The organism is Microbulbifer regidiadema (SeqCode) (genome assembly GCF_052467605.1).
Window position 1 is genome coordinate 3,316,243 of the sequence record NZ_CP174316.1, and the last position, 25,179, is coordinate 3,341,421.

23 protein-coding genes are annotated in these 25,179 nt (G+C 54.5%); 13 read left to right on the forward strand and 10 right to left on the reverse strand.

Annotation, left to right across the window (positions count from 1 at the left end; genetic code table 11):
- Positions 1-33: 33 nt before the first annotated feature.
- The 6 genes from ACJJIF_RS15140 to def form a co-directional block, all read right to left on the reverse strand.
- Positions 34-1,068 carry an efflux RND transporter periplasmic adaptor subunit gene (locus tag ACJJIF_RS15140; RefSeq protein WP_444929163.1) on the reverse strand — a complete coding sequence of 345 codons (1,035 nt, stop codon included), beginning with the start codon at positions 1,066-1,068 and terminating at the stop codon, positions 34-36.
- A 97-nt stretch (positions 1,069-1,165) separates the two neighbouring features.
- The gene (locus tag ACJJIF_RS15145; protein WP_444929164.1) at positions 1,166-2,617 is read right to left on the reverse strand and encodes a TrkH family potassium uptake protein; all 1,452 of its coding nucleotides are present in this window, start codon (positions 2,615-2,617) and stop codon (positions 1,166-1,168) included.
- Between the two features lie 86 nt (positions 2,618-2,703).
- A complete protein-coding gene (gene trkA / locus ACJJIF_RS15150) occupies positions 2,704-4,089 on the reverse strand; it encodes a Trk system potassium transporter TrkA (protein ID WP_444929165.1) in 1,386 nt (461 codons plus the stop codon).
- 30 nt (positions 4,090-4,119) lie between these two features.
- Positions 4,120-5,427 carry a 16S rRNA (cytosine(967)-C(5))-methyltransferase RsmB gene (rsmB, locus tag ACJJIF_RS15155; RefSeq protein ID WP_444929166.1) on the reverse strand — a complete coding sequence of 436 codons (1,308 nt, stop codon included), beginning with the start codon at positions 5,425-5,427 and terminating at the stop codon, positions 4,120-4,122.
- Positions 5,428-5,429: 2 nt separating this feature from the next.
- The gene (gene fmt, locus ACJJIF_RS15160; RefSeq protein ID WP_444929167.1) at positions 5,430-6,377 is read right to left on the reverse strand and encodes a methionyl-tRNA formyltransferase; all 948 of its coding nucleotides are present in this window, start codon (positions 6,375-6,377) and stop codon (positions 5,430-5,432) included.
- A 75-nt stretch (positions 6,378-6,452) separates the two neighbouring features.
- Entirely contained in the window at positions 6,453-6,959 is a 507-nt protein-coding gene (gene def, locus ACJJIF_RS15165) for a peptide deformylase (protein ID WP_444918663.1), read from the reverse strand.
- A 182-nt stretch (positions 6,960-7,141) separates the two neighbouring features.
- On the opposite strand from def, the gene ACJJIF_RS15170 reads away from it, so the two are divergent.
- The 8 genes from ACJJIF_RS15170 (at position 7,142) to ACJJIF_RS15205 (ending at position 14,486) form a co-directional block, all read left to right on the forward strand.
- On the forward strand, positions 7,142-8,212 hold the full coding sequence (locus ACJJIF_RS15170; protein ID WP_444929168.1) for a LysM peptidoglycan-binding domain-containing protein: 1,071 nt from the start codon (positions 7,142-7,144) through the stop codon (positions 8,210-8,212).
- Between the two features lie 74 nt (positions 8,213-8,286).
- Entirely contained in the window at positions 8,287-9,453 is a 1,167-nt protein-coding gene (dprA, locus tag ACJJIF_RS15175) for a DNA-processing protein DprA (protein ID WP_444929169.1), read from the forward strand.
- 93 nt (positions 9,454-9,546) lie between these two features.
- Positions 9,547-10,980: a catalase gene (locus ACJJIF_RS15180; RefSeq protein WP_444929170.1), complete on the forward strand. Its 1,434-nt coding sequence runs from the start codon at positions 9,547-9,549 to the stop codon at positions 10,978-10,980.
- Between the two features lie 278 nt (positions 10,981-11,258).
- A complete protein-coding gene (tsaC, locus tag ACJJIF_RS15185; protein ID WP_444929171.1) occupies positions 11,259-11,825 on the forward strand; it encodes an L-threonylcarbamoyladenylate synthase type 1 TsaC in 567 nt (188 codons plus the stop codon).
- A 28-nt stretch (positions 11,826-11,853) separates the two neighbouring features.
- Complete coding sequence (gene hemF, locus ACJJIF_RS15190; protein WP_444929172.1) at positions 11,854-12,759, forward strand: oxygen-dependent coproporphyrinogen oxidase; 906 nt, start codon at positions 11,854-11,856, stop codon at positions 12,757-12,759.
- A gap of 30 nt (positions 12,760-12,789) precedes the next feature.
- The gene (locus ACJJIF_RS15195) at positions 12,790-13,239 is read left to right on the forward strand and encodes a DUF6841 family protein (protein ID WP_444929173.1); all 450 of its coding nucleotides are present in this window, start codon (positions 12,790-12,792) and stop codon (positions 13,237-13,239) included.
- Positions 13,236-14,069 (forward strand): shikimate dehydrogenase, encoded by an 834-nt coding sequence (aroE, locus tag ACJJIF_RS15200; RefSeq protein ID WP_444929174.1) that lies wholly within the window; start codon positions 13,236-13,238, stop codon positions 14,067-14,069. The genes ACJJIF_RS15195 and aroE overlap by 4 nt, the downstream gene beginning before the upstream one ends.
- 15 nt (positions 14,070-14,084) lie before the next feature.
- Entirely contained in the window at positions 14,085-14,486 is a 402-nt protein-coding gene (locus ACJJIF_RS15205) for a hypothetical protein (protein ID WP_444929175.1), read from the forward strand.
- Positions 14,487-14,518: 32 nt separating this feature from the next.
- On the opposite strand, the gene ACJJIF_RS15210 is transcribed toward ACJJIF_RS15205, so the two are convergent.
- The 3 genes from ACJJIF_RS15210 to ACJJIF_RS15220 form a co-directional block, all read right to left on the reverse strand.
- Positions 14,519-15,037 (reverse strand): carboxymuconolactone decarboxylase family protein, encoded by a 519-nt coding sequence (locus tag ACJJIF_RS15210; RefSeq protein ID WP_444929176.1) that lies wholly within the window; start codon positions 15,035-15,037, stop codon positions 14,519-14,521.
- Positions 15,038-15,122: 85 nt separating this feature from the next.
- The gene (locus ACJJIF_RS15215) at positions 15,123-16,037 is read right to left on the reverse strand and encodes a LysR family transcriptional regulator (RefSeq protein WP_444929177.1); all 915 of its coding nucleotides are present in this window, start codon (positions 16,035-16,037) and stop codon (positions 15,123-15,125) included.
- Between the two features lie 19 nt (positions 16,038-16,056).
- Positions 16,057-16,611 carry a gamma carbonic anhydrase family protein gene (locus ACJJIF_RS15220; protein WP_444929178.1) on the reverse strand — a complete coding sequence of 185 codons (555 nt, stop codon included), beginning with the start codon at positions 16,609-16,611 and terminating at the stop codon, positions 16,057-16,059.
- Positions 16,612-16,676: 65 nt separating this feature from the next.
- On the opposite strand from ACJJIF_RS15220, the gene ACJJIF_RS15225 reads away from it, so the two are divergent.
- The 3 genes from ACJJIF_RS15225 to ACJJIF_RS15235 are packed head-to-tail and all read left to right on the forward strand — an operon-like array spanning position 16,677 to position 19,866.
- A complete protein-coding gene (locus tag ACJJIF_RS15225; RefSeq protein WP_444929179.1) occupies positions 16,677-18,725 on the forward strand; it encodes a M3 family metallopeptidase in 2,049 nt (682 codons plus the stop codon).
- A gap of 35 nt (positions 18,726-18,760) precedes the next feature.
- Positions 18,761-19,039 carry a YheV family putative zinc ribbon protein gene (locus ACJJIF_RS15230; protein ID WP_444929180.1) on the forward strand — a complete coding sequence of 93 codons (279 nt, stop codon included), beginning with the start codon at positions 18,761-18,763 and terminating at the stop codon, positions 19,037-19,039.
- Positions 19,036-19,866: a hypothetical protein gene (locus ACJJIF_RS15235; protein ID WP_444929181.1), complete on the forward strand. Its 831-nt coding sequence runs from the start codon at positions 19,036-19,038 to the stop codon at positions 19,864-19,866. Before ACJJIF_RS15230 ends, ACJJIF_RS15235 begins: the two co-directional genes overlap by 4 nt.
- Positions 19,867-20,090: 224 nt before the next feature.
- Here the strand turns inward: ACJJIF_RS15235 and ACJJIF_RS15240 are convergent, their stop codons facing one another.
- Entirely contained in the window at positions 20,091-21,440 is a 1,350-nt protein-coding gene (locus ACJJIF_RS15240; RefSeq protein ID WP_444929182.1) for an MATE family efflux transporter, read from the reverse strand.
- Between the two features lie 1,020 nt (positions 21,441-22,460).
- Here ACJJIF_RS15240 and coxB point away from each other — a divergent pair.
- Positions 22,461-23,606: a cytochrome c oxidase subunit II gene (gene coxB / locus ACJJIF_RS15245; protein WP_444929183.1), complete on the forward strand. Its 1,146-nt coding sequence runs from the start codon at positions 22,461-22,463 to the stop codon at positions 23,604-23,606.
- A 20-nt stretch (positions 23,607-23,626) separates the two neighbouring features.
- A complete protein-coding gene (gene ctaD, locus ACJJIF_RS15250) occupies positions 23,627-25,177 on the forward strand; it encodes a cytochrome c oxidase subunit I (protein WP_444929184.1) in 1,551 nt (516 codons plus the stop codon).
- The last annotated feature ends 2 nt before the right edge of the window (positions 25,178-25,179 follow it).

Below are 25,179 nucleotides of genomic sequence, written 5' to 3' on the forward strand. Positions count from 1 at the left end.
GAATAAAAGCTGTGGTGTTTTTATCGGTGCCGGTTAGGGGGCTGCGGCGAGAAAACCCACCTTAACGCCCATATCCGGCAGGATGCGCGCGTCCTTGTCGTCGATAGCTATTCGCACCCGCACAGTCGCCTTGGCGCGATCGGCCGTTGGAATGATGGCGATAACGGTAGCTGGGATGTCCCAGTTCGGATAGGCATCCAGGTTGGCATTAACTTTCTGTCCCTTGGCGACCCGGCCGATAAAGGCCTCGTTCACATCGACTTCGATTTCGAGCGAATTCATATCCACGATGGTGCAGATTCCGGTGCGGGTAAAACCGCCACCGGCGGAGCTGGGAGCGACTATCTCGCCGGGTTGAGCATTTTTGGTGGTGACAACGCCGGCAAAAGGCGCGCGAATAATATGATCCGCCAGGCGCTCGCGCTGCCTCTCTGCTTCGAGAATGGCAACCTGTATGTTGGCGCGCGCGCTCGCCAGGTCCGCACGCAAACCCTCCACCGAGGATTCGCTTTGGGTCAGCTGTGCTTTGCTGGAATAATTCTTATCGCGCAGCCCGGCAAAGCGTTGGTACTGGCGTTGCGCCTCTTTGAGTTTTGCGTGAATACTCGCTTCCTGGGCCTGGAGCACCTGAATCTGAGCCTGGGCAAAATTCACTGCGACCCGCGCTTTGACATCATCCAGACGGGCGAGGATCTGCCCCTGTTCGACTTGCATGCCCTCTTCGACGTCCACGCTGTGGATAAGCCCCATAACCTCGGCGGAGACCGTGGCCATGCGCCTAGGTGTGATATAGCCGGAGGCGTTGAGTATGGTCTCGCGGAATTTTTCTGTGCGGGGTTTTAGATCGAGGACCCTGGCCGGGGGCTCACGGTTTTGTGCGGGCAGCGGTGCTTTATTTTCTACAAAGAAAGGCGCGCCAGTCAGGCCGATAGTAAGACCGATGCCGATGCCGATAACGAGGCCGACAGATGTCGCCAATAAAACTTTGCGTGATGGGGAACCGGATTCGGGCGCTGCCTCCCGATCAATTTTGAGTTGACCGAGCAGCGCACTGGTATCTCTGCTCATACACCCTGTTTTTACCCGTTACGTCCTGTAACCAATAACTGTGGCAGAAACTAAAATAGATTGCCATGCATTAGCGCGGCGATGCTATCTGCTGTCGTTAATGGCGCCAAAAAGCCGGGGTAAGTAGTACTAACAGGGTGAAAATTTCCAGGCGTCCCATCAGCATGGCCAGGATCAGGAACCACTTGGCGACATCGTTAACCGCACCGTAGTGGGCAGCAGCTTCACCCAGGGCGGGGCCGATATTACTCAGACAGGAGGCCACGGTGGTAACGGAGGTGACAAAGTCCTCCCCGGTGGCAATAACGATAATGGCGAGAATAAAGAAGGATGAAACATAGACTGCAAAGAAGCCCCACACCGCATCGGTGACTCGATCGGGCACAATTTTGCGGTTGATCTTGATGGGGATAACCGCATTGGGGTGTACCAATCGATTCAGCTCACGCATACCGGATTTCATAATCAGCATACCGCGCACCGCCTTAATCCCGCCGGAGGTAGAGCCAGCGCAGGCACCGAGAATACCCAACAGCAACAGGGCGTAGGGCAAAAATACCGGCCAGGCGGAGAAGTTTTCCGAGGCGAAACCGGCGGTGGTGCTGATCGACACCACCTGGAAAAAGCCGTGCAGTAGGCTGTTGCCGGGGGAGAAAATATTCAGTATCCACAGGTAGCAGCTGATCAACAGACCGGCGCCGACAATCAACATAACGTAGAAGCGAAACTCGGAGTCGCGCCAGTAGTGGCTGAGGGTCCTGTTGCGAAAGGCGAAGAAATGCAGACCGAAGTTGATGGCAGCGGTAAACATAAACACGATACAGATAATCATGATCGCGCGGTTGTGGGCGTAGAAGCCCATACTGGCATCGTGGGTGGAGAAGCCGCCGTTGGCCACGGTGGAAAATGCGTGGCCAACGGCGTCGAATACCGTCATCCCCGCCCACCAGTAGCCGATACCGCAGAGAACCGTGAGAATCACATAAATTACGATAAGCGCCCGTGCCGTCTCGGCGATGCGCGGGGTCAATTTGGTATCTTTTACCGGGCCGGGAATTTCCGCCTTGTACAGCTGCATACCACCGATACCCAGCATCGGCAGGATAGCCAGGGCGATCACAATCACGCCGATACCGCCAAACCACTGCAACTGCTGGCGGTAGTAGAGAATCGCCGGAGGCAGTGAGTCCAGCCCGGTAATCACCGTGGCGCCGGTGGTGGTAAGCCCCGAAATCGATTCAAAAATAGAGTCGGTAATATTCAGGTCCGGCTGCGGGCTGATAATAAAGGGCAGGGCACCGAAACTGCCCAGTACCAGCCAGAATAGCGATGTCACCACGAAGCCGTCGCGGGTGCGCAGGTCCTCGCGCAGGTCGTGTACCGGCAGCCACATAAACAGGCCGGTAATCAGGGTGATGACAAAGGCGGCGACAAATGCGCTGTGGGTGCCATCTTCATACCAAAGGGATACCCCGATCGGTGGCAGCAGGGTCAGGCTGAATACCGTCAGGAGAATTCCAAAAACTCGCGCAATTACCGCAATTCGCATTGGCGCCTACAAGCCTATCGTTATTGGTTGCAATGTTATCTGGACGGCGCAGATCGTTGTCGCCGGAAACTGAAACAACAATTTATTCAGAAAAAGCCAAATCCAACCTGGAACAACTGTTCCACATGGCGGGTTTGGCGGCGGTCTACCAGGAACACAATCACGTGGTCATCGCTCTGTACGATAACGTCATCGTGGGCCATTAACACTTCGCTGCCGTTTTCGGTTTCCCGCACTATGGCGCCGATGGAAGCGCCCTCGGGCAAGTCGATATCTTCGATCTTGCGCCCCACCACCTTGGAGGTGCGCTCGTCGCCGTGGGCGATAACCTCAATGGCTTCCGCCGCGCCGCGGCGCAGGGAGTGGACGTTGACCATATCTCCGCGGCGCACATGGGTGAGCAGGCTGCCGATGGTATTTTGCTGCGGTGAGATGGCAATATCGATTTCGCCGCCCTGCACCAGGTCCACATAAGCGCGGTTGTTGATCAGGGTCATCACTTTGCGTGCGCCCAGGCGCTTGGCCAGTAGTGACGACATGATATTAGCCTCGTCGTCATTGGTCAGCGCGAGAAAAACATCGGTATCTTCGATGCTCTCTTCCAGCAGTAACTCCTGATCGGAGGCGCTGCCGTGCAGGATAATGGTGTGGGACAGCTCTTCGGATAAAAATACACAGCGCTCGTGGCTCTGCTCAATAATTTTTACCGAGTAGCGATTCTCCAGTCTGGTGGCCAGGCGCAGACCGATATTGCCGCCGCCGGCGATCACCACCCTTTTATAACCGTGCTCCAAGCGCCGCAGCTCACTCATCACCGCGCGAATATCTGCCCGCGCGGCGATAAAGAACACCTCATCGCCGGCTTCGATCACCGTGTCGCCCTGGGGGATGATCGGCCGGTTGCGGCGGTAGATCGCCGCCACCCGGGTATCCACCTTGGGCATATGCTCACGCAAATAGCGCAGCTGGTGCCCGACCAGCGGTCCGCCCTGCACCGCTAGAACCGTCACCAGCTGTACGCGACCGCTGGCAAAGTCCAGCACTTGCAGGGCACCGGGGTGTTCCATCAGGCGGGAGATATACTCCGAGACCAGCTGCTCCGGGCTGATCAGGACATCGATGGGGATGGCCTGGGTATCGAACAATTCCGGGTATTGCAGGTAGGAGGAGGCGCGCACCCGGGCGATTTTGGTGGGCACGCGAAACAGCGAGTGCGCAATTTGGCAGGCCGCCATATTGGTCTCATCGTTGTTGGTCACAGCGACCAGGATATCCGCATCCTCAATCCCGGCTTCCAGCAGAATATCCGGGTGGGAGGCGTGGCCCAGTACCACGCCGATATCGATGCGGTCGCGCAGTTCGCGCAGGGTTTTCTCGTCGCTGTCCACCAGGACAATATCATTGCGCTCGGAGGCCAGGGCCTCCGCCAGAGAGCCGCCCACCTGGCCGGCGCCGAGAATGACAATTTTCATATCGGATGAGACTCGCGGTTAGCGACGCCGTTATTCAGCTTTGCTCAGCAGAGCGTAGAAGAAACCGTCACCACCGCCGGTTTGGGGTAGCAGCTGCATACCGGCAACTTGTTTTTCGCCCCAGGGCTTATCGTTTAGCAGTTCAGGGGTATTGTCGCTCGCATCCTCAGTCTCCGCAATGAACGCGGCGACGACTTCACTGTTTTCCGCCGGCAGGCTGGAACAGGTGGCGTAGAGCAGCTGCCCACCCGGTTTAACCAGAGGCCACAGGGCGCGCAGGATTTTGCCCTGCAAAGCGACCAGTCCGGCAATATCCTCTTCCCGGCGCAGCAGTTTGATATCTGGATTGCGGCGGATAACCCCGGTTGCGGAACAGGGCGCATCGAGCAGTATCTGGTCGTACTGCTGCCCGTCCCACCACTCATCCGGGGCCGTGGCATCGGCACAGATAAGCTCGGCACTCTGCCCGTTGCGCTGGAGGTTTTCCTCGACCCGCACCAGGCGGTCTTCCTCGATATCCAGCGCGCTCAGCTGAATGCTGGATTCCTGCTCCAATAAATGGCAGCTCTTGCCGCCCGGCGCCGCACAGGCATCCAGTACCCGGGCATTTTTTTGCGGCTGTAACAGCTGGGCCGCCAATTGCGCGGATTCGTCCTGCACACTGACCAGGCCCTCGGCAAAGCCCGGTAGCGCCGTTACGGAAACCGGCTCAATCAGGGTGATACCGACCGGGGAAATAGCGCAGGGCTCGGCGGACAGGCCGGTTTCATCGAGCTGCTGCAAATAATCCGCGCGCGAGATCTTGGCGCTGTTTACCCGCAGGGTCATGGGCGGATTGGTATTGTTGGCGCGGAAGATCTCCGACGCCTGGTCGGGCCAGGCGGCCTTGATCTGCTGCTGTAGCCAGGCCGGGTGCATGGAGCTGAACTGCGGGTTGCCGGACAGCTTGCGCTGGAGTTGTTCGCGGTTGCGCAGGGCGTTGCGCAGCACCCCGTTGATCAGCCCGGTCGCCCTGTCCAGCTTGAGGCTGCGCGCGGCATTGACGGTTGCCGAGATGGCGGCGTGATCGGGGATACGGGTGTACTCGAGCTGGTAGATGCCCAGCAGGATCAGCGCATTGACCTCAATATCTGCGACCTTTTTGCGCAGCAACTTGGCGGCGATCAATTGCAGGCGCGGTGCCGTGCGGGCACTGCCGTAACAGAGCTCCCGCAACAGAGGGCGGTCGCGCTCCTCGACTTTATCCTCGGCGGCCGGCAGCAGTCTTGCCAGCGAGCCGCGCTCTTCCAGCAGTGAGGCGATCACTCGGGCGGCCTCGGCGCGTACATCTCTGCTCATAATTATCCCAGTTTGCTGCCCGGGGCGAATTGCTCCCGGTAGCCTTTCAAAATTTCCGCTGCGGGCAGTGCTTTTTTGCCCGGCAGCTGTAGTAGTTGCAGGCGCAGGGCCTCGCGGCCGCAGGCCACTAAAATACCCTCGTCGTCACAGGCGAGAATGGTGCCGGGCTGATTGCTGTGGCAGCCCTGTTCGATGGTGGCACTGTAGATACGCAGGCGCTGTTCGCCCTTCTTGTCCTGGTACGTGCTCCAGCACACCGGGAAGGGATTAAAAGCGCGAATGAGTCGCTGTAATTCAGCGGCGGGGCGCTGCCAGTCGATCCGCGCTTCTTCCTTGCTGATTTTGTTGGCGTAGTTAGCCCGGGTATCGTCCTGTACCTGGGGGCTGGCGCTGCCGCTTTCCAGCAGGGCCAGGGCCTGGAGGAGGGAGGGGCCGCCGAGTTCCGCCAGCTTGTCGTGTAGGCTGCCGCCGGTATCGGATTCGGTAATCGCGCAGCGGCTTTCCACCAAAACCGGGCCGGTATCCAGGCCCGCTTCCATTTGCATAATGGCGACACCGCTTTCACTGTCACCCGCTTCCACCGCACGTTGGATCGGTGCGGCACCGCGCCAGCGCGGCAACAGAGAGGCGTGCACATTGATACAGCCCAAACGCGGAGTATCCAGCACCACCTGCGGCAGTATCAGGCCGTAGGCCACCACCACCATAATATCCGCTTCAAGCGCAGCGAGCTCCGCCTGGGCCGTCTCGTCGCGCAGGCTCAGGGGCTGGTACACCGGGATATTGTGGGAGAGTGCCAGCTGTTTCACCGGGCTGGCGAGTAGCTTCTTACCGCGTCCCGCCGGCCTGTCCGGTTGGGTGTAAACGGCGATCACATTGTGCTCGCTGTCGAGCAGCGCTTGCAGGTGCACGGCGGCAAAGTCCGGTGTGCCGGCAAAAATAATATTCACTGACTTGCTCTCAGGTAAAGGGGGTGGGAGAGCTGCCGTCAGTCGGCAGCTCCGGGCTCCTGCGGTTGGCGCAGATCAGGCGCGGCGGCGCTGGGATTTTTCCAGCTTGGAGCGGATGCGGTTGCGCTTTAGTGGCGAGACGTAATCCACGAACAGTTTGCCATCCAGGTGGTCGACTTCGTGTTGGATGCAGACTGCCAGCAATCCCTCGGCCTCCAGGGCAAAAGGTTCGCCATTGCGGTCCAGGGCCTTAACGCGCACTTTGCGCGGGCGCTCCACCGTTTCGTAGAAACCGGGCACTGACAGACAGCCCTCGTCGTACTGGTGGATCTCCGGGTCCAGCACTTCGATCTCGGGGTTGATAAACCCGAGCGGTTCATTGCCGTCTTCGGATATATCCACCACCACAATGCGCTCCTGCACATTGATCTGGATGGCGGCGAGGCCGATGCCGGGCGCGGCGTACATGGTTTCAAACATGTCGTCGAGCAATTGGCGGTGGGCGTCGGTCACTTCAGCGACGGGTTTAGCGACCTCGCGCAGGCGCGGATCGGGAAATTCCAGTATCTCGAGTTTAGCCATAACACCTGTGACAAACTTCTAGTATTCGTTGAACGTGCGCTGATAACATTATGATCGCGCTCAAAATTTACCGAGTGGACCCCTGTTTTTGCCGGCGCTGTGCGCCCGGGTCCGGTCCCGCTCCCTCACGGGAGTGGCCCGGCGCTGAGAATTATAGCGATAAAGAGCATAGGAATGCTTCTATGAAAAAAATTATCCTGGCCGCAATCTCGATGTTAGCGGTTGCCCTTGGTGTCGAAGCACAGGATCAGGTTCGCCTGAACCCCAGTCACCCCGACGCGTATGTGGTACAAAAGGGCGACACACTCTGGGATATTTCCAGCCAGTTCCTGGTACAACCCTGGTATTGGCCGGAGATCTGGCAGGTGAATCCGCAGGTGGAAAACCCCCACCTGATTTACCCGGGAGACAGCCTGCGTCTGGTGTATATCGACGGCCAGCCACAGTTGCAGCTGCAGCGCGGTCCCCGAGCCTACCAACTGTCGCCGGGCGTTGATGGCAATCGCCTGTCACCGTCGATTCGCCGCCAGGCAGTAGAGGATGCAATCCCGGCAATTCCGCTGGATGCGATCAACGCCTTTTTGTCGCGCACCCGTATTGTTGAGCCCGGTGCATTTGAGGGGACACCCTATGTGATCTCTGGTGCCGATAACCATATTTTGATGGGCGCAGGGGATACCCTTTACGCCCGCGGAGACTTTGCCGCGCCGCTGGCGTCTTACGGCCTCTACCGCCCCGGCCCGGTCTATACTGATCCGCTATCCGGTGAAGTGCTCGGGCGCCAGGCCCTTGGCGTGGGTACTTTAGATCTGTTACAACTGGACCCGGATAACAACCCGGATTTTTCTGTCGCGACAATGGGCGTGCGCAATACCTCCCGGGAGATTCGCCTTGAAGACCGGCTGATGCCGGTAGAAGAGCGCTCGATCGATGCGCTGTTCCACCCCAGTGCACCCAGCGTGCAGATTGATAATGTGATCGTGGGGGTTGAGGAAGGGGTCAGCCAGATCGGTAAGTTTGACGTGGTTATCCTCAATTCCGGCGATCGGGACGGCCTGCAACCGGGCAATGTCCTGGCGGTTTACAAGCGCGGTTCCACGGTGCGCGATCGTATTGCCGGGGATGTGGTGAAGCTACCGGATGAGCGCGCCGGTGAACTGATGGTATTTCGCACCTTTGAAAAAATGAGTCTCGCGCTGGTGGTGGATGCCCGTCGCCCGCTGGCGGTGATGGATATGGTGCGCAATCCCTAGGCGCTGTTAATCTCGCGGCAGGAGTTGCTGTTTGCCCTGCCGCATAACCTTCAAAACAGAATATGGTAAGTCGCATGGATGCGTTGACCGCCACTATGGTGTTGCTGCGTCTCGAGGGTATCGGTCCGGCTCGCTATTGGCAGCTATTGGAGCGTTTTGCCTCTGCCGAAGCGGCGCTGTACCAGTTTCCCCAGTCTCTGCTCGAAAAGTTATCCCCCCGCGCCCAGGCCCAGTGGCGAGAAGTCTCCAACCGATATGCCGCCAGTGAACTGATGGATTGGGTTGAACAAGAGCGTGCCCGCTGCGCCGATTTGGGGGTGCAGTTACTTTGCCACAGTGATCCCGATTATCCCGCCCTGTTAGCGGAAATCCCCCAGCCGCCCCCAGTGCTCTATATTCGCGGCGACAAGGGCGCACTGAACCTCCCGCAGGTGGCGATGGTGGGCGCGCGCCGCGCTACGGTTGCGGGCCTGGATAACGCCCGGGCCTTCGCCGCAGAGTTGGCCAGCTCCGGCTTCGCTATTACCTCGGGACTGGCTCTGGGCGTCGATGCCGCCGCTCACCGGGGGGCACTGCAGGGCGCGGGCACCACGATTGCGATACTGGGAAGCGGGGTTGACCGTATTTATCCCAAGCACAACCGCACCCTGGCGGAGGATATTCTCAGTGCCGGCGGTGCCCTGGTGAGTGAATTGCCTATCGGCAGCAGCGCCGAGGCGAAAAACTTTCCCCGCCGCAATCGGATTATCAGTGGCTTATCGATGGGGGTGTTGTTGGTCGAGGCGGCGATGCGCTCCGGTTCCCTGATTACTGCCCGTCTGGCGCTGGAGCAAAATCGCGAGGTCTTTGCGATCCCCGGTTCCATCCACAACCCAATGGCCAGGGGCTGCCACCACCTTATCCGGGAGGGGGCAACACTGGTGGAAACCAGCGCCGATGTCGCCAGTCAGCTCGGCGGCTTGTTGGCGGAACCCACAGGCACTGCCACCCCAGCGGGACGATCTCTGCCTGAGCCCCAGCGGCAATTGATCAAAGTGCTTATCGGTGGGCCCCGCAGTATCGAGCTCCTGGCGCGGGACACCGATAGTGATCCCGGTGAATTGATGGCGGTCTTGATGCAGATGGAGCTGGAGGGATTACTGGAGCAGCTTAGCGGGGCCTACCAGTTAACACTGCGAGGCAGCCGCTACGCAGAGGATAAATTAGCGATAAAATCCCCTGAAGAGTTAGACAGCCCCTGAGGGGTTGCCCGGTTTGATGGTGTAGCCGCCGATTGATTCGCGCCCCCCTGTGACAGCGTTAATACTCAGGGGATTGCAATAGCGGAGCTGATCATGGCGGATAAACCCAAACTCACCACTGATGCCGGCACCCCGGTCCCGGATAATCAAAACAGCCTTACGGCGGGGCCAAATGGCCCCCTGTTGCTCCAGGATTACCAGCTTATCGAAAAGTTGGCCCACCAAAATCGCGAGCGTATACCCGAGCGGGCGGTACACGCCAAAGGCTGGGGCGCCTATGGGGTTTTGAGAGTTACCGGTAATATCTCTGACTACACCTGTGCGCAGGTACTACAGCCGGGAACAGAAACCCCGCTGCTGGCCCGCTTCTCAACCGTGGCCGGTGAGCTGGGCGCTGCCGATGCGGAGCGGGACGTGCGCGGTTTTGCTTTGAAATTCTATACGGAGGAGGGCAATTGGGATTTGGTCGGCAACAATACGCCGGTCTTTTTTGTGCGAGATCCCTATAAGTTTCCGGATTTTATTCACACGCAAAAGCGGCATCCACGCACTCATCTGCGCTCGCCTACGGCTATGTGGGATTTCTGGTCGCTGTGCCCGGAGAGTCTGCATCAAGTGACCATACTGTTTTCCGATCGCGGCTTGCCCATCTCTCCGCTGCATATGAATGGCTATGGCTCCCATACCTTCTCCCTGTGGAATCACCGGGGCGAACGTTTCTGGGTCAAATTTCATTTTAAGACTCAGCAGGGGCACAGGCACCTGACTAATGCGGAGGCCGCAGGGGTGATTGGGCGCTCCCGGGAGAGTTACCAGGAGGCGATGTACAGCGCGATAGAAAATGGGGGCTGCCCCAAGTGGGTATTTCAGGTTCAGGTGATGCCCGAGGCGGATGTCGGGAAAACCCGTTACAACCCTTTTGATCTCACCAAGATTTGGCCCCACGGGGATTACCCACCGATTGAAGTGGGTACCATGGAGTTAAATCGCAATCCGCAAGATTACTTTGCGGAAATTGAGCAGGCAGCCTTCTCGCCATCCAATATCGTCCCGGGTATCGGTTTCTCTCCGGACAAGATGCTACAAGCGCGTATTTTTTCTTACGCCGATGCCCACCGCCACCGCCTGGGCACGCACTACGAGAGTCTCCCAGTGAATGCGCCGCGCTGCCCTGTGCATAATTACTACCGGGATGGCGCCATGAATAGTGCGGGTATACGCAGTGGCAATCCGGATGCCTTTTATGATCCCAATAGTTTTTCTGGGCCAGAGGAGGATGCCGGGGCCCAGGAACCTCCGCTGCCACTCTCAGGAGCGGCAGACAGATATGACCATCGCCAAGGTAATGATGACTATAGCCAGGCGCGGGCGCTATTTGACTTATTCGAGGATGAGCAAAAGCAGCGTTTATATCGCAATATTGCCGAAGCGATGGCGGGTGTGCCGGATAAAATTATTCAGCGACAGCTGGCGGAGTTCCACAAGGTGCATCCCAGCTATGCGGCTGGGGTAAAAATGGCGCTTTAAAGAGCGGGGCTGTTGGGCCCGCTTTGGGTAAATTGCCACGGCCTTTGCCCACCTGTCGATTGCCAAGGCGAGCGTGGCGGCTACACCTTGTGCGCGGCTGTGCAATCCGCTAGATTGCCGCGTTCCCCCCGCTTTAAGAGCAAAGAGAGTTGAAATGAGTAAGCCTTTTGTAGCGATTCTGATGGGGCCCGACTCCGACCTGTCAGCAATGGAAGCCGCAGACACTCAGTGGCAGCGAGACCTGCAACAGCGTAAAGCTCAATAAGGTCAGTGTTGTAATGAAGTACTCAGCGCTCGCGGTAAAACAGGCTGCCCGCGCCCTGGCGGCGGGGGGCGTTATTGCCCATCCGACAGAATCTGTGTGGGGGTTGGCCTGTGACCCCAATAACCTGCAGGCGGTCAGGCGCCTGCTGCAACTCAAGCACCGCCCTCTGGAGAAGGGATTGATCCTGGTCTCCGGCGACAGGGCGCACTTTGATACCCTCCTCAGCGATCTCAGTGATGGGCAACAGCAGCAGCTGGATAGCAGTTGGCCGGGCCCGGTTACCTGGCTGGTACCCCACCGGGACTTAATCCCCTCCTGGGTCTGTGGCGTACATAAATCGGTGGCCCTGCGCTGCACCGACCACCCGTTTACGGTTGCGTTAACACGCGCCTTCGGCGGTGCTATCGTATCCACTTCGGCAAATCCGGCCGGGTCCCAACCCGCCCGCAATAAATACCAGGTACTGCGCTATTTCGGTCGCGATCTCGACTTTGTCGGCGGTGGCTCGACCGGTGGCCGCAGCGCTCCCAGTGAAATACGCGATCTGCAAAGCGGCCGCGTGTTGAGGGCGGGCGCCTAATTTCAAAACAGTGATGTAGTTTTCGCTTATGAGTGATATCGATACCAAGGAAGTAAAGGCCTATTTACTCGGCCTGCAAGACCGCATTTGCAATGCCCTGAGCGCAGAAGACGGCCAGTCATTTCGCGAGGACAACTGGGACAGGCCCGGCGGTGGCGGTGGCCGCACCCGGGTGCTGGAAGAGGGCAACCTTATCGAAAAGGGCGGGGTGAACTTTTCCCATGTCTATGGGGATGGACTGCCGCCCTCGGCTACGGCTAATCGCCCCGAACTGGCCGGCTGTTCCTTTGAGGCGATGGGTGTCTCCCTGGTAATTCATCCGCGCAACCCCTATGTGCCAACCAGCCATGCAAATGTGCGTCTATTTGTGGCGAAAAAGCCCGGAGCCGAACCTATCTGGTGGTTTGGTGGCGGCTATGATTTGACCCCGTATTACGGCTTTCATGAAGATGTCGTACATTGGCACCAGGCGGCCAAGCGGGCTTGTGAGCCGTTTGGCAGTGAGATATACCCCCGCTTCAAGCAGTGGTGTGACAAATACTTCTACCTGAAGCACCGGGATGAAGCCCGCGGAGTCGGCGGACTCTTTTTTGATGACTTTAACGAAGGCGGCTACGACAACGCTTTTGCGCTTATGCGCGCTGTGGGCGATAGCTATCTGGAAGCCTATCTGCCTATTGTGCAGAAGCGCAAAGAGATCGCTTACGGTGAGCGCGAGCGTGAATTCCAACTCTACCGCCGCGGTCGCTATGTGGAGTTCAACTTGGTATTTGACCGCGGCACCCTGTTCGGGCTGCAAAGTGGCGGGCGCACTGAGTCGATCCTGATGTCCCTGCCTTCACTGGTGAGCTGGAAATACGACTGGCAACCGGAGCCGGGCTCTGCTGAAGAGAAACTCTACACCGATTTTCTGCCGCACAGAGACTGGGTGTAGCCAGGCAACTTGTCACAATGGAGGTTTGCTGTGCACCCATCGCGACTGGAGGGAATCAACTCTCTGTTTCTCGATTACCGGCGGCATTTTGAAACGGGAGATGCCGTGCAGATTGCTGATTTTTATCGCTTTCCCCTGCACTACTACCGGGAAGATGGCGTCAAACTCACTATAGCGCGGGATGAGTTTATCCAGCAGGTGGTTAAACTGCTCAACGCCTATCGGCGCCTCGGTGTCTGTCAGATTCTCGGCACTGTCACCGAGGTGATAGAGCTGAATGATTACAGCACCCTGGCGAGTCTGCGCTGGACCCTGTTGCACCCACAGGGGGAGGAAAAAGCGCTGGAGTTGTACAGTTCCACTACCCGCTATCTGGTGGGCGAAGCCGCCGACGGTCTCAAAATCGATGGCCTGATTATCGTGGATGAAAGTGCCAAGATTCGCGAGGCCGTGAGAGTGCGCAGGAGGGCGAAGCTATGAGCGAGCGCTATGCGGTCGTGGGCAACCCCATCGAACACTCCCTCTCACCGGAGATACACCGTGCCTTTGCCGCACAGACCGGTGAGGATATCGATTACGACAAGCAGCTGGCTCCCCTAGAGGGCTTTGTCGAATTCGCGCGGGCTTTTTTTGCCGAGGGCGGCTGCGGCCTCAATGTGACGGTGCCGTTTAAGCTACAGGCCTTCGAGTTCGCGGATACCCTGACTGAGCGGGGAGCTTCCGCCGGGGCCGTTAATACCCTGGCGCTGGCCGGGGATGGAAAGATTCTTGGCGATAACACCGATGGTGCCGGCCTGGTCTTCGATATTTGCAACAATTTGGGTTGGGAGATCAAGGGGAAAAAAGTCCTCTTGCTGGGCGCGGGAGGTGCGGCTCGGGGAGCACTGCTGCCGATTCTGGCGGAGCAGCCCGCACATTTACATATTGCCAACCGCAGCGCAGAAAAAGCGGTGCAGCTTGCGGCAGAATTTTCCCCGCAGGGAGAGTTGAGTGGCGGCGGCCTGGAGACATTGCGCGGTTGTTACGACCTGATTATCAATGCGAGCTCCGCCAGCCTCGGCGGTGTACTACCGCCATTGCCCGAAGGCTGTGTCGCCGGCCATGGCAAGGCGTACGATATGATGTACGGGGCCACAGCCACACCCTTTACACAATGGGCCTGTGGTCAGGGTGCCGAGAGTGCCGATGGCCTCGGCATGCTGGTAGAGCAGGCGGCCGAAGCATTTTTGCTGTGGCGCGGCGTACGCCCACAGACGGCGCCAGTCATGGCCGAGTTGCGCCGCAATATAACTAGAGCAACCGATCAATAAAAGAGAGAAAGTGTTGTGCGCGACATAGTACGAAACCTGTCGATTTGTTTTGCGGTGGGGAGTTTCGGTGGGCTTTGCTACGCCCTGGGGCTCTGGGCCATGGGCCGCTATGGCTTCACCCAGTTTCTGAGCGTGGATTTGGCCCCGTCTCTGAGCAATGCCTACCTGTATCAGCGCATCGTTTGGGGCGGCGTTTTCGGGTTGTTGTTTTTGTTGCCTTTGCGCAACGCCTGGTTAATACGGGGCTTGCTCTTATCTCTGGTGCCGGCGGGGTTGATGCTTTTGTACCTTCTGCCACAGAGAGGCTATGACTACGGGGCTTTAGTACTCGGGCAAATGACCCCCCTGGTGATTATTCTCGCCTGTGCCCTTGGCGGCATAGGTGCATCGGCGCTTTTGCGGTTGCAGGGCAAATAGTGAGGAGGCCTTGGTTGCCAAGGCCCGCCACATCACGGTTTAAATTCGATCTCAACCAGGTTGCAACTTTGGGTATAGCCCATAGCCCGCTTGATGGTGGGGAAGACTGAAGCGGTAGCGACGCTGACCCCCAGCTCGATTCTCTGTCGGTTATCCAGTTGTGCATCTATCCGTTCGTTGAGAACAGGATCGATCGTTTTGTAGCTGGCCACGGCCGTTGCGAAATCAAAAATATCCTGCAAGTTCTCAGGCAGGCCGCTGCCGCCTTGGATACAAGCCTTCACCAAGTGGGGTTCAACACCCGCCTCTAAGGCCATACGCACATTCAATTGCAGGCACATACCGCAATCAGCTACTTGCATAGCCGCTATCTTACTCACCCAAAACACATCGATAGGTAAGAACTCCCTGTGCATGGATAGGGGTTGGAAATTTCTGAACTTTTCAAAGCCCTCGGGAGAGGCCTGAAGAAACTCACGCAAGTAGTCCATGTCGTAGCGATATTTTTGCGAGAAGACCTCCATTTCCTGGAGATACTGCTGTTTGGACATAGTTTGGCTCCTAATCAAGTCGGATTGAGTCACAGACCCTCGGTCTACAACGCCAAGTCTTATGCAAAGTTCTGATAGGTAAAAATTAGGTTCTATCGGATGTTTCGATAGGTGGGCTGTAAAAGTTACCGTAGAGTCGCTGGGCCTCCCGGGCAAACCATTGCGCGGCTAAGCCCTGTGGCGTCTGCTTGGACCAGAGCAGATCCACACCGAGGCTCCAGGTATTGAGTGAACCGGTTAAGTTGAGCTCAACCAGCCTGCCACTTTTTAGAAAGGGGCGGGCCAGTTCGTAGGGCGCATTGACCCACCCAACCCCCTTGCAGGCCAGCTCCAGGGCCTGTAGCAGAGAATCACTTCGCCAAGCCTGTGCAGAGAGCTGCCAACGGTATCTTTGCGATTCTGGTGCTGTGGTGATTTGCCGGTGCTGGGCCGCCTCATTCAAGGAGGATTGTTTTCTCTGGGCCAGGGGGTGCTCCGGGCAGGCCAGGCTTAGTACCCGCTGCTGTCCCAGGTTACTGGTATCCAGTGAACTGGGATAGGAATCCCTCGAGGTGACAAAGGCAAAGTCGGCTTCGCCACGTGTCACCTGCTGGACCGCTTCCTCCCCGGTAACACTGCCGAGCTGGAGCTCAGTGTGCGGGAAGCGCTCGCTGAAGGTGGCCAGCATATCGTTGAGTCGATCCGGTATTACCAGCTCTTCAAATAATATGTTGAGCTGAGGCTCCTCTCCCCGCTGGAAGGAATTTGCCGCCTGCTGGAAGCGCTGTAGCTGTCCCAGCGATTGACGCGCTAGCGGTAGTAGTGCCAAAGCAGCGGCAGTGGGCCGGGGATACTTTCCTTCGCGGTTAAATAGAGTCAGCCCCAGGTCGAGCTCCAGATTTTGAATCAGGCTGCTTACAGAAGACTGAGCCCGGCCCACTTCGCGAGCGACCGCCGAAAAAGATCCGGCTTCACAGGAGCGTACAAAAATATGCAGCTGATCCATATTCAGGTTAAGCATAGCGGGGAGCCGGCCGTAACTATGGTTGCTGTTTAAGGAGATACTGATCTTTCAGTTTCACATAGTTTTCAGCGGAATACTTAAAGAAGGCCTTTTCCTTATCGGATAGGGGGCGGGCTTTTTTACAGGGGGCACCGACATAGAGGTAGCCACTCTCCAGAGTTTTACCCGGTGGAACCAGAGCACCGGCTGCCAGCACCACATCGTCTTCAATTGTGGCTCCGTCGAGCACAATAGAGCCAATACCGATAAGAACCCGGCTGCCGATGCTGCAACCGTGCAGGCAGGCTTTGTGGCCGATAGTGACGTCTTCGCCAATGGTCAGTGGCCAGCCATCGGCATTGAATGGACCCGCGTGGGTGATATGGAGAACAGCGCCATCCTGCACACTGGTGCGCGCGCCGATACGGATTTTATGCATATCCCCGCGCACAACGGCCATCGGCCATACGGAGCAATCATCGCCCAGGGTGACATCACCGATAACGGCGGATTGAGGGTCGATATATACGCTGTCGCCAAGTTCTGGAAACTTCTCGCCGTGGGAATCATCGTGGCTGCGCAGTGGGGACATAAATAAGCTCCTGTACAATGAATCCTCTATCATAGCTTTATCCTAATTCGAGCACAGAGTCTTATATGTCCAATCCACTGTTGAATATCCCGCTGCTGCCGCCTTTCGATAAACTGGCACCCGAGCAGGTGGAGCCCGCCATTACCGAGCTGATTAAAACCTGTGAACAAACCCTTCAACAGGGATTGGCGACTCCGGGTTGGGATAACACGCTGGTGCTTCTGGAGCAGGCACAGGACCAGCTAAATCGAGCCTTCTCCCCTGTCAGTCATCTGAATAGCGTTCTAAGTGGCCCCTGGCGGGCGCCCTATGAGGCCGCCTTGGCTCAAGTGACGGCCTACTGGACAAAGCAGGGGCAAAACCGCGAACTCTACGATCTCTACCTGCAATTGATACAGTCGCCTGAATTTGAGGCGTGGCCTCAGGCGCGTAAGAAGTCTCTGGAGTTGGGGGTGCGAGACTTTGAACTCAGTGGTGTCGGCCTGGAGGGGGAGGCCCGGGAAAAATTTGCCGCTAACAGTCGGCGTTTGGCGGAGTTATCCAGTCAGTTTGCCAACAATGTCCTCGATGCAACTAACGCCTGGACCTGGCACACAGAAGATGAGGCACAGCTGCGCGGGCTGCCGCAAACTGCCCTTGCCGCTGCGCGGGCTGCCGCTGAAGCAAAGGCGCTCGATGGCTGGCTGATTACCCTGGAGGGGCCCAGTTTCCTGGCGGTAATGACCCACGCTGAAAATAGATCGCTGCGCCGGGATGTTCACTTAGCCTTTGTCAGTCGGGCTTCAGAGACCGGTCCCCAGGGAGGTGAATACGATAACACCGACGTGATGGAGACCATTTTGGCACTGCGCGCGGAGCAGGCCAGCTTGCTGGGCATGAACAACTATGCGGAGCTGTCTTTGGCTAGCAAAATGGCTCCAAATACGCAGCGGGTACTGGAGTTTCTCCAAGACCTGGCTGAACGAGCCAAGCCGGCAGCCCAGAGAGAAATGGCTGAGCTGAAAGCGTTTGCCACAGAGCAACTGGGCATTGAAGAGTTACAACCCTGGGATGTGGCCTGGGTGGCAGAAAAGCTCAAACAGCAGCGATACGCTATCAGCCAGGAGGAATTGAGACCCTACTTCCCCTACGCTAAAGTCGTTAATGGCCTCTTTACTGTGGTGGAGCAGCTATTCGGAATCACCGTAGAAGAAGATACCAGCGTTGCTACTTGGCATGCCGATGTGCAGTTCTTTTGGTTGCTGAGAGACGGCGAAAAGATTGCTGGTTTCTATCTGGATGCATTCGCGCGGGAGAAAAAACGCGGCGGTGCCTGGATGGATACCGTGAGCAGCCGGCGTCACACCCCGGACGGAATCCAGTTACCCATAGCTTATTTAGTATGTAATTTCAGTCCAGCTGCCGGCGCTATGCCCTCACTGCTGACGCATACAGAAGTGACCACTTTGTTCCATGAGTTTGGCCATGGCCTCCACCATATGTTGACACAAATCGATGTGGCCGCAGTTTCCGGCATTAATGGTGTCGCCTGGGATGCAGTGGAAATGCCCAGCCAATTCCTGGAAAATTGGTGTTGGCAGCCGCAGGCAATTTCCATGATTTCTGCACATTTCGAAACAGGGGAGGCGTTGCCGGAAGTTTTACTGGATAAAATGTTGGCGGCAAAAAACTTCCACTCCGCGATGTTTACCGTGCGTCAATTGGAGTTTGCTCTTTTTGATTTTCGCCTCCATGCCAGTGCACAGCCATTGACCTCTGATAAAGTTCAGGTTTTACTGGATCAGGTGCGCGCGGAGGTTGCCGTTGTGCCTATTGCCGCAGAGAACCGCTTCCAGCATGCTTTTAGCCATATTTTTGCCGGTGGCTATGCCGCAGGTTATTACAGCTACAAATGGGCGGAAGTATTGTCGGCAGATGCTTTTTCTCTATTTGAGGAAGCGGGTATATTTGACCGGGAAACGGGCAAAAAATTTCTGCACAGTATATTGGAGCAGGGGGGTAGCCGCGATGCACTGGAACTTTTTGTTCAGTTCCGGGGTCGAGAGCCACAAATAGACGCCCTGTTGCGCCACTCTGGTATCGAGCAGCAAGAGTTGAATATCAGCCCTGCGTAACTGATACCGCAATCATGAAATATTGAGTTGTAGTCATGATGAAAAAAGAAAGTTCAGCCGAGACTGGTAAGATTATTAAAAAACGCTTTATTGCCGGGGCCGTGTGCCCCCGCTGTAGCGAAATGGATAAAATTATCAATTACCACAAGGATGGAAAGAATTATAGAGAATGTGTTGCCTGTGGATTTAAGGATGAAATTCGATTGCAGTCAGCGCCGATAGAAGTATCAACCCGTGTGAGCCAGGATGTAGAGAAAAAGGTTCACGAGGAGCCGGTTAAATTCATCCAACCGACAAGTAGCCGTAAAAAGTGAAAAAAATATTTGCTATCCTGGTGGTTTTTATTGTGATAGCGGTCATAGGCCTTTATGGCCTTGATCGCTATCGCAAAAATGCAGAGCAGCAGCGGGAACAGGTCGCTTATCTATTGGCGAGCTGTGTCAATCAGGGAATACTGACCTTATTTCGTTTACAGGCCAACGACTGGAAAGCCCACCCCAAATATTACCATGAAGAGGAAAGAAGACTGGGCTTGGCGGTAAAAGCGTTACCAGATCAAATATTGGAAGGTGAGTCATTTGCACGCTGGCAACAGGCAATAGCAATTTGTGAAAAGCTGACAAGAAATAGCAATTTGCAGCATGTCACTATTTTCCGCCCTCTGGGCGATTTCTCCGCAGCAGAGATTTCTAATATCTATACCCTGAAGGATCGCGGTGCGCTTAGACAGCGGGAAAAGGTCATTCATGCACTGTATGATTCAGCACAGGCCGCTGACCGCTATATGCAGGATTTGCGCCGCGATATTAATACACAGATGAGAGCCTACCATTTCTCAGAGGATGAGCGTGAATTGGTATTTCAGGCGATCAGCGCGCAAGTTTTAGATAACTATCAACAGGGAAGTTTTTCTAAGAAACAAGCGGATACCTACCTGGAAAGAGTGTCTCTTTTTTATAAGACAATGGCTGAGAACCCAAATTCTTATAGCGTTCGCAGTGGAAGTTTGTTTTTTTATAATCAGAAATTAAAAAATAAAGTTGAGGGTTTGTACTCTGCGGTCATGCATGGGGAGAGGCCGTTCTATGCTAACTTCAAGCAAATATTAGTGCAGAAACAGATCCAATCTTTACACTATTAAAAATGGTGAGCGGGCTCTATTGTAGATTATTGTGCCCGCTCAGTATTTTCCATCCTGAGAGTTTAATTTTAATTAGAATTTTTTCGATTGCATCTAATCAAGTATAAATATCGTGTAACCATATTTTAACAATAAGCTTGAAACCTATTAATACTCCCAATCTTTTTGTTTTTTAATCAGTTGTTTACTGATCGATAGGCCGAGCCCTGTAAATTGCTCTAGTGCTATGACTCTTGGCGCAGCCAAGAGTCGGTTATAGTGTAGTATTTAAAATAGATAATGAGCCCTAAAGATCGTGCTGCAAACCACAAAAATAGGCTGAACCATATGCCTGTGTTACCCCAATCCCTGGTTAACCACCAAAATGGAAAGAAAACCAATATGGAAGCAACGAACATTGTGTTGCGCATATCGCGGCTTTTACCGGCACCGATAAAAACGCCATCTAACTGGTAGCTCCACACTGCGATAAGAGGCAGTGCACAGAGCCAGCCATAGACCCTGCCGGCCTGCTCAATTACCGGTTCGAGATTGGTAAATAGTGACAGAATTAAAGGCCCTCCTACGACCAGTACTGCGGTCATTAGGAGGGCGCTCGCCAGGGCCCACAGGCTGGCACTGCGCACTGTCGAGGTGAATAATGCTTTTGACTTGTTTGCTATAGACTCCCCGACTAAGGCCTCGGTAGCGTGAGCAAATCCGTCCAGAGCGTAGGAGGTCATCATTAACAGTTGTATGAGAATAGCGTTAGCCGCAAGGACATTATCCCCCTGTGCTGCACCTTGCGCAGTAAAGAAAGTGAAGATTGATAGAAGCAAGCAGGTCCTGACAAATAGATCGGAATTGATCTTTAACAGGTTCAGCCAGGGAGAGGAATCGACCCAGGGTAGAATCTTTTTCTGTCCAATCTCTTCGCGAATATAACACCAGATATCAACATGTACCCTGGAGAGTAGGTATAGCCCCAAGAGAAAGGCAAAGGTATCGGCGAGTACCGTTGCAGCAGCAGCGCCTTGGGCGCCGAGGCCTAGCCCGAGAATAAATAGGATATCGAGGGCTATATTCAGTAGGTTGGCGGCGAAAAGTATATACAGGGGCGCGCGGCTATCCTGGCGCCCGATAAAAAAACCCAGAATAGCAAAATTGGCCAAGGCTAGAGGGGCTGAGAATAGGCGTATTTGCAGGTAGGCGAGTGCATGGGGTTCCGCGTCAGGGCTGGCATTCATCCACCTGACGATATCAGCGAGTAACGGGGAGGCAATAACAAGCAGTGCAAGTCCCAGCCCCAGGGCTAATGCCAGTGCGCGCAACAGCCACTGGATGCCGAGATCGGAGCTTCTGGCCACCAGGCCGGTAGTGCCCATGCGCAGAAACCCAAATGCCCATAACAGCATAGCTATGACACTGGCCCCGATCGCTACACCGGAAAGGTATTCCGGAGATGGCAGGTGGCCGAGTATTGCGGTATCTACCGCTCCGAGCAAGGGCACTGAAATATTGCTCAATATCATTGGCCAGGCCAGGTGCCAGACTCTAGACATGGACTGCTGGTCAAGTTTTACAGAAAAAGGCATAGGTTGTGGCACTAATAGATAAGTTGAATTTTAGTGAAGGTGGGTAAGCATAGAGTTGCATCGCCATAGGCTATCAATGGGGATTGTATGAGACTGGCTCCTCACCACTGATAGCGACTCGCTCAATTACAGCAAGCAACGGCAGTAAAATATTTGGCGTAATATTCATTTTAATCTTGTACGGATAGTACAAGATTTTCTATTGATCTGCCTGGCTTGTTTGGCCTCTTGCTGCTTGAGTGGATAAATTGTGTCGCCACTGGTGCGTGTAGTCAGTATTTAGTATGAGTTTATAAGTCGTACTTTTGACCTCAAAGTTGAAACTCAGCAAGTCTTGAAGTGTGTAGGTCTAAAGTACAGCTCGCCGCATATAGCGACAGTCCCGGCCAGGACCTACAAAGCGCGCCCTGCGGGGCTTTACAGCGGTTCCACATCATTTTGTCATGTATACACTGTGCTTTATCTGAGCACCCCCTCAATGTCAGGGACACGATGAAATTAGTCTGAAGTTGTTGGGGCTTTCTCTCGATATAGAGACTGGTCATATTTTGTCAATCCAGTGGTTGGATCTCAATTGGGACTGCCAGCTTTAAATTTATAAAAAATATCCCAGTAAAGTGATTAAATTTATTTGTTGATCTTTATACATTTCTGCACCGTCATAAATTTATTTAAAATGCCGCCGATTGACTTTTTTCTGCCGATATGTTTCTTTTGCATATGCAGTAGTTGCGACAAATAAAGAAACTGGTTGTTGGTTGTACCTTTCCGGACGACGGCATCTGGAGTAAAAAATCTTTTACTAAGAATAACAAGTTGCACTGACGGCAGTAACGCGGGGGATCTCCTCGCCCAGTGTATGTAGTCTTGTATTACTACAGTATGTCCACAATTTTTGTGTGGAATTAATCCTGTAAGGCAGTTAATACAGGTAAAATTCGCTTATCCGTGAAGTCCAGTGGCCAAAATAAAAATTACGGGTTTCCCTGGGAGGCCCGCAACCACGGAGATCTGTAGGCGATGTTGAGAGGCTTTGATCGGCTGTTCGCCTTGCTGGTTACTTCGCTATCTGCAAACGCAGTATTAGCGGATGAGCAGGATGTTGAGCGCTGGGGGGTCAACATGCCCCAAGGGGTGACGGAAGTCGCCCAGACCACTTATGAATTACACATGCTGATTTTTTGGATCTGTGTAGCCATAGGTGTGCTGGTGTTTAGCATTATGTTTTACAGCATGTGGCGTCACCGCAAGAGTAAGGGGTACAAAGCGGCCCAATTCCATGAAAGTACCGCCGTGGAACTGGTGTGGACCATTATTCCCACTGCCATTTTAATTTTGATGGCAATTCCGGCTACCAAGACACTCTATGATATTTATGATACCGAGGAGGCAGATCTCGATATCATGATTACCGGATATCAGTGGAAGTGGAAGTATGAATATCGGGGTTCCGAGGTTTCTTTCTTTTCCAATATGTCCACGCCTAAAGCGCAAATTGACAATCTTCAGGCAAAGGGGCCCAACTATCTCCTTGAGGTGGATGAGCCTCTGGTTGTGCCTATCAAGAAAAAAATCCGCTTCTTAATTACCGCTAATGATGTGATACATGCATGGTGGGTCCCGGACCTGGCGGTGAAGAAAGATGCTATTCCCGGATTTATAAATGATGCCTGGACCCGTATCGATGAACCGGGTATTTATCGGGGGCAGTGTGCCGAATTATGCGGAAAGGATCACGGCTTTATGCCGATTGTGGTCAAGGCCGTACCTCAGGAAGAGTACGATACCTGGTTGAGTTCGCGCGCAGCAGCAGCAGTAAAAATGCGTGAGCTTACCGGTAAAACCTTTACCTTCGAGGAGCTTTTTGCTCAGGGGGAGAAAGTGTATACCCGTACCTGTGCGGCCTGCCATCAAGCCAATGGGCAGGGAGTACCGGGAGTATTCCCGGCGATTGCAGGCTCGAAAATTGCTACCGGTCCTCTCAGTGGCCACTTAGATATCGTTATCGACGGTTCAGCGATAAATCCCGCGATGCAGGCTTTTGGTGAGCAATTGTCAGAAGTCGATCTGGCTGCGGTGATCACCTATCAGCGCAATGCGTTTGGTAACGAGATGGGCGATACAGTTCAGCCCGTTGATATCCTCAACTTCAAGAATAAGCAGTAAGCGCCCGGAGGAATTTTAGCATGGCACATGGTCCTCAGCCCGGTTTAAAGCGTTGGCTCTATACGACCAACCACAAAGATATAGGATCGATGTATTTGTGGTTTAGTTTCGCAATGTTTCTGCTCGGTGGATGTATGGCGTTGGTTATTCGCGCCGAATTATTTGAGCCTGGATTGCAAATAGTGCAACCAGAATTTTTCAATCAAATGACGACCATGCACGGTCTTATTATGGTATTTGGTGCCGTGATGCCAGCCTTTGTTGGGCTGGCAAACTGGATGATACCAATGATGATTGGGGCGCCGGACATGGCGTTGCCAAGGATGAATAACTGGAGTTTTTGGATTCTTCCTTTTGCCTTTGCCATGTTGGCCTCGACGCTATTTATGGAGGGCGGCGCGCCTAATTTTGGCTGGACTTTCTACGCGCCACTTTCCACCGAGTACGCCCCTCCGAGCGTGACCTTTTTTATTTTTGCCGTTCATATTATGGGAGCCTCTTCTATTATGGGGGCAATTAATATTATTGCTACCATCCTAAATATGCGTGCCCCGGGCATGACTTTAATGAAGATGCCCCTGTTCGTTTGGACTTGGTTAATTACAGCCTACCTTCTCATTGCAGTAATGCCCGTACTGGCTGGTGTGGTAACCATGATGTTAATGGATATACATTTTGGTACCAGCTTCTTTAGTGCGGCCGGTGGCGGTGATCCGGTGCTATTTCAGCATGTATTCTGGTTCTTTGGGCACCCGGAAGTTTACATTATGATTTTGCCGGCTTTTGGTATTATCTCGGCAATTATCCCCACTTTTGCACGCAAGCCATTATTTGGATACAGCTCCATGGTGTATGCCACAGCGGCCATTGCATTTTTGAGCTTTATCGTATGGGCACACCATATGTTTACGGTGGGAATGCCGATCGCCGGTGAGCTGTTCTTTATGTACGCTACAATGCTGATTGCGGTGCCGACAGGAGTGAAAATTTTTAACTGGGTTTCCACCATGTTCCGAGGGTCTATGACCTTTGAAACCCCGATGCTTTTTGCCATTGCATTTATCATTCTATTTGCTATCGGTGGGTTTTCAGGTTTGATGCTGGCGATTGCACCGGCCGATTTCCAGTATCACGATACTTACTTTGTTGTTGCTCATTTCCACTATGTACTGGTTCCTGGAGCAATTTTCTCTATCACCGCAGGCGTTTACTATTGGTTACCCAAGTGGACTGGCCATATGTATAGCGAAACTATGGGTAAGGTACATTTTTGGTTAGCCTTTATTGGCTTAAATGTAACCTTCTTCCCTATGCATTTTGTCGGCCTTGCAGGTATGCCCCGGCGTATACCGGATTACGCCCTGCAATTTGCCGATTTTAATCAGATAGCCAGTATCGGTGCCTTCCTGTTTGCTGCCGCGCAAATAGTCTTTTTGTTCAATGTGATTCGAACAGTAATGGGAGGTAAAAAAGCTTCTGATCAAGTTTGGGATAATCCTCAAGGGCTGGAGTGGACCGTGGCATCGCCTGCTCCCTACCATACATTTAGCACACCACCGGTTGTACGCTAATT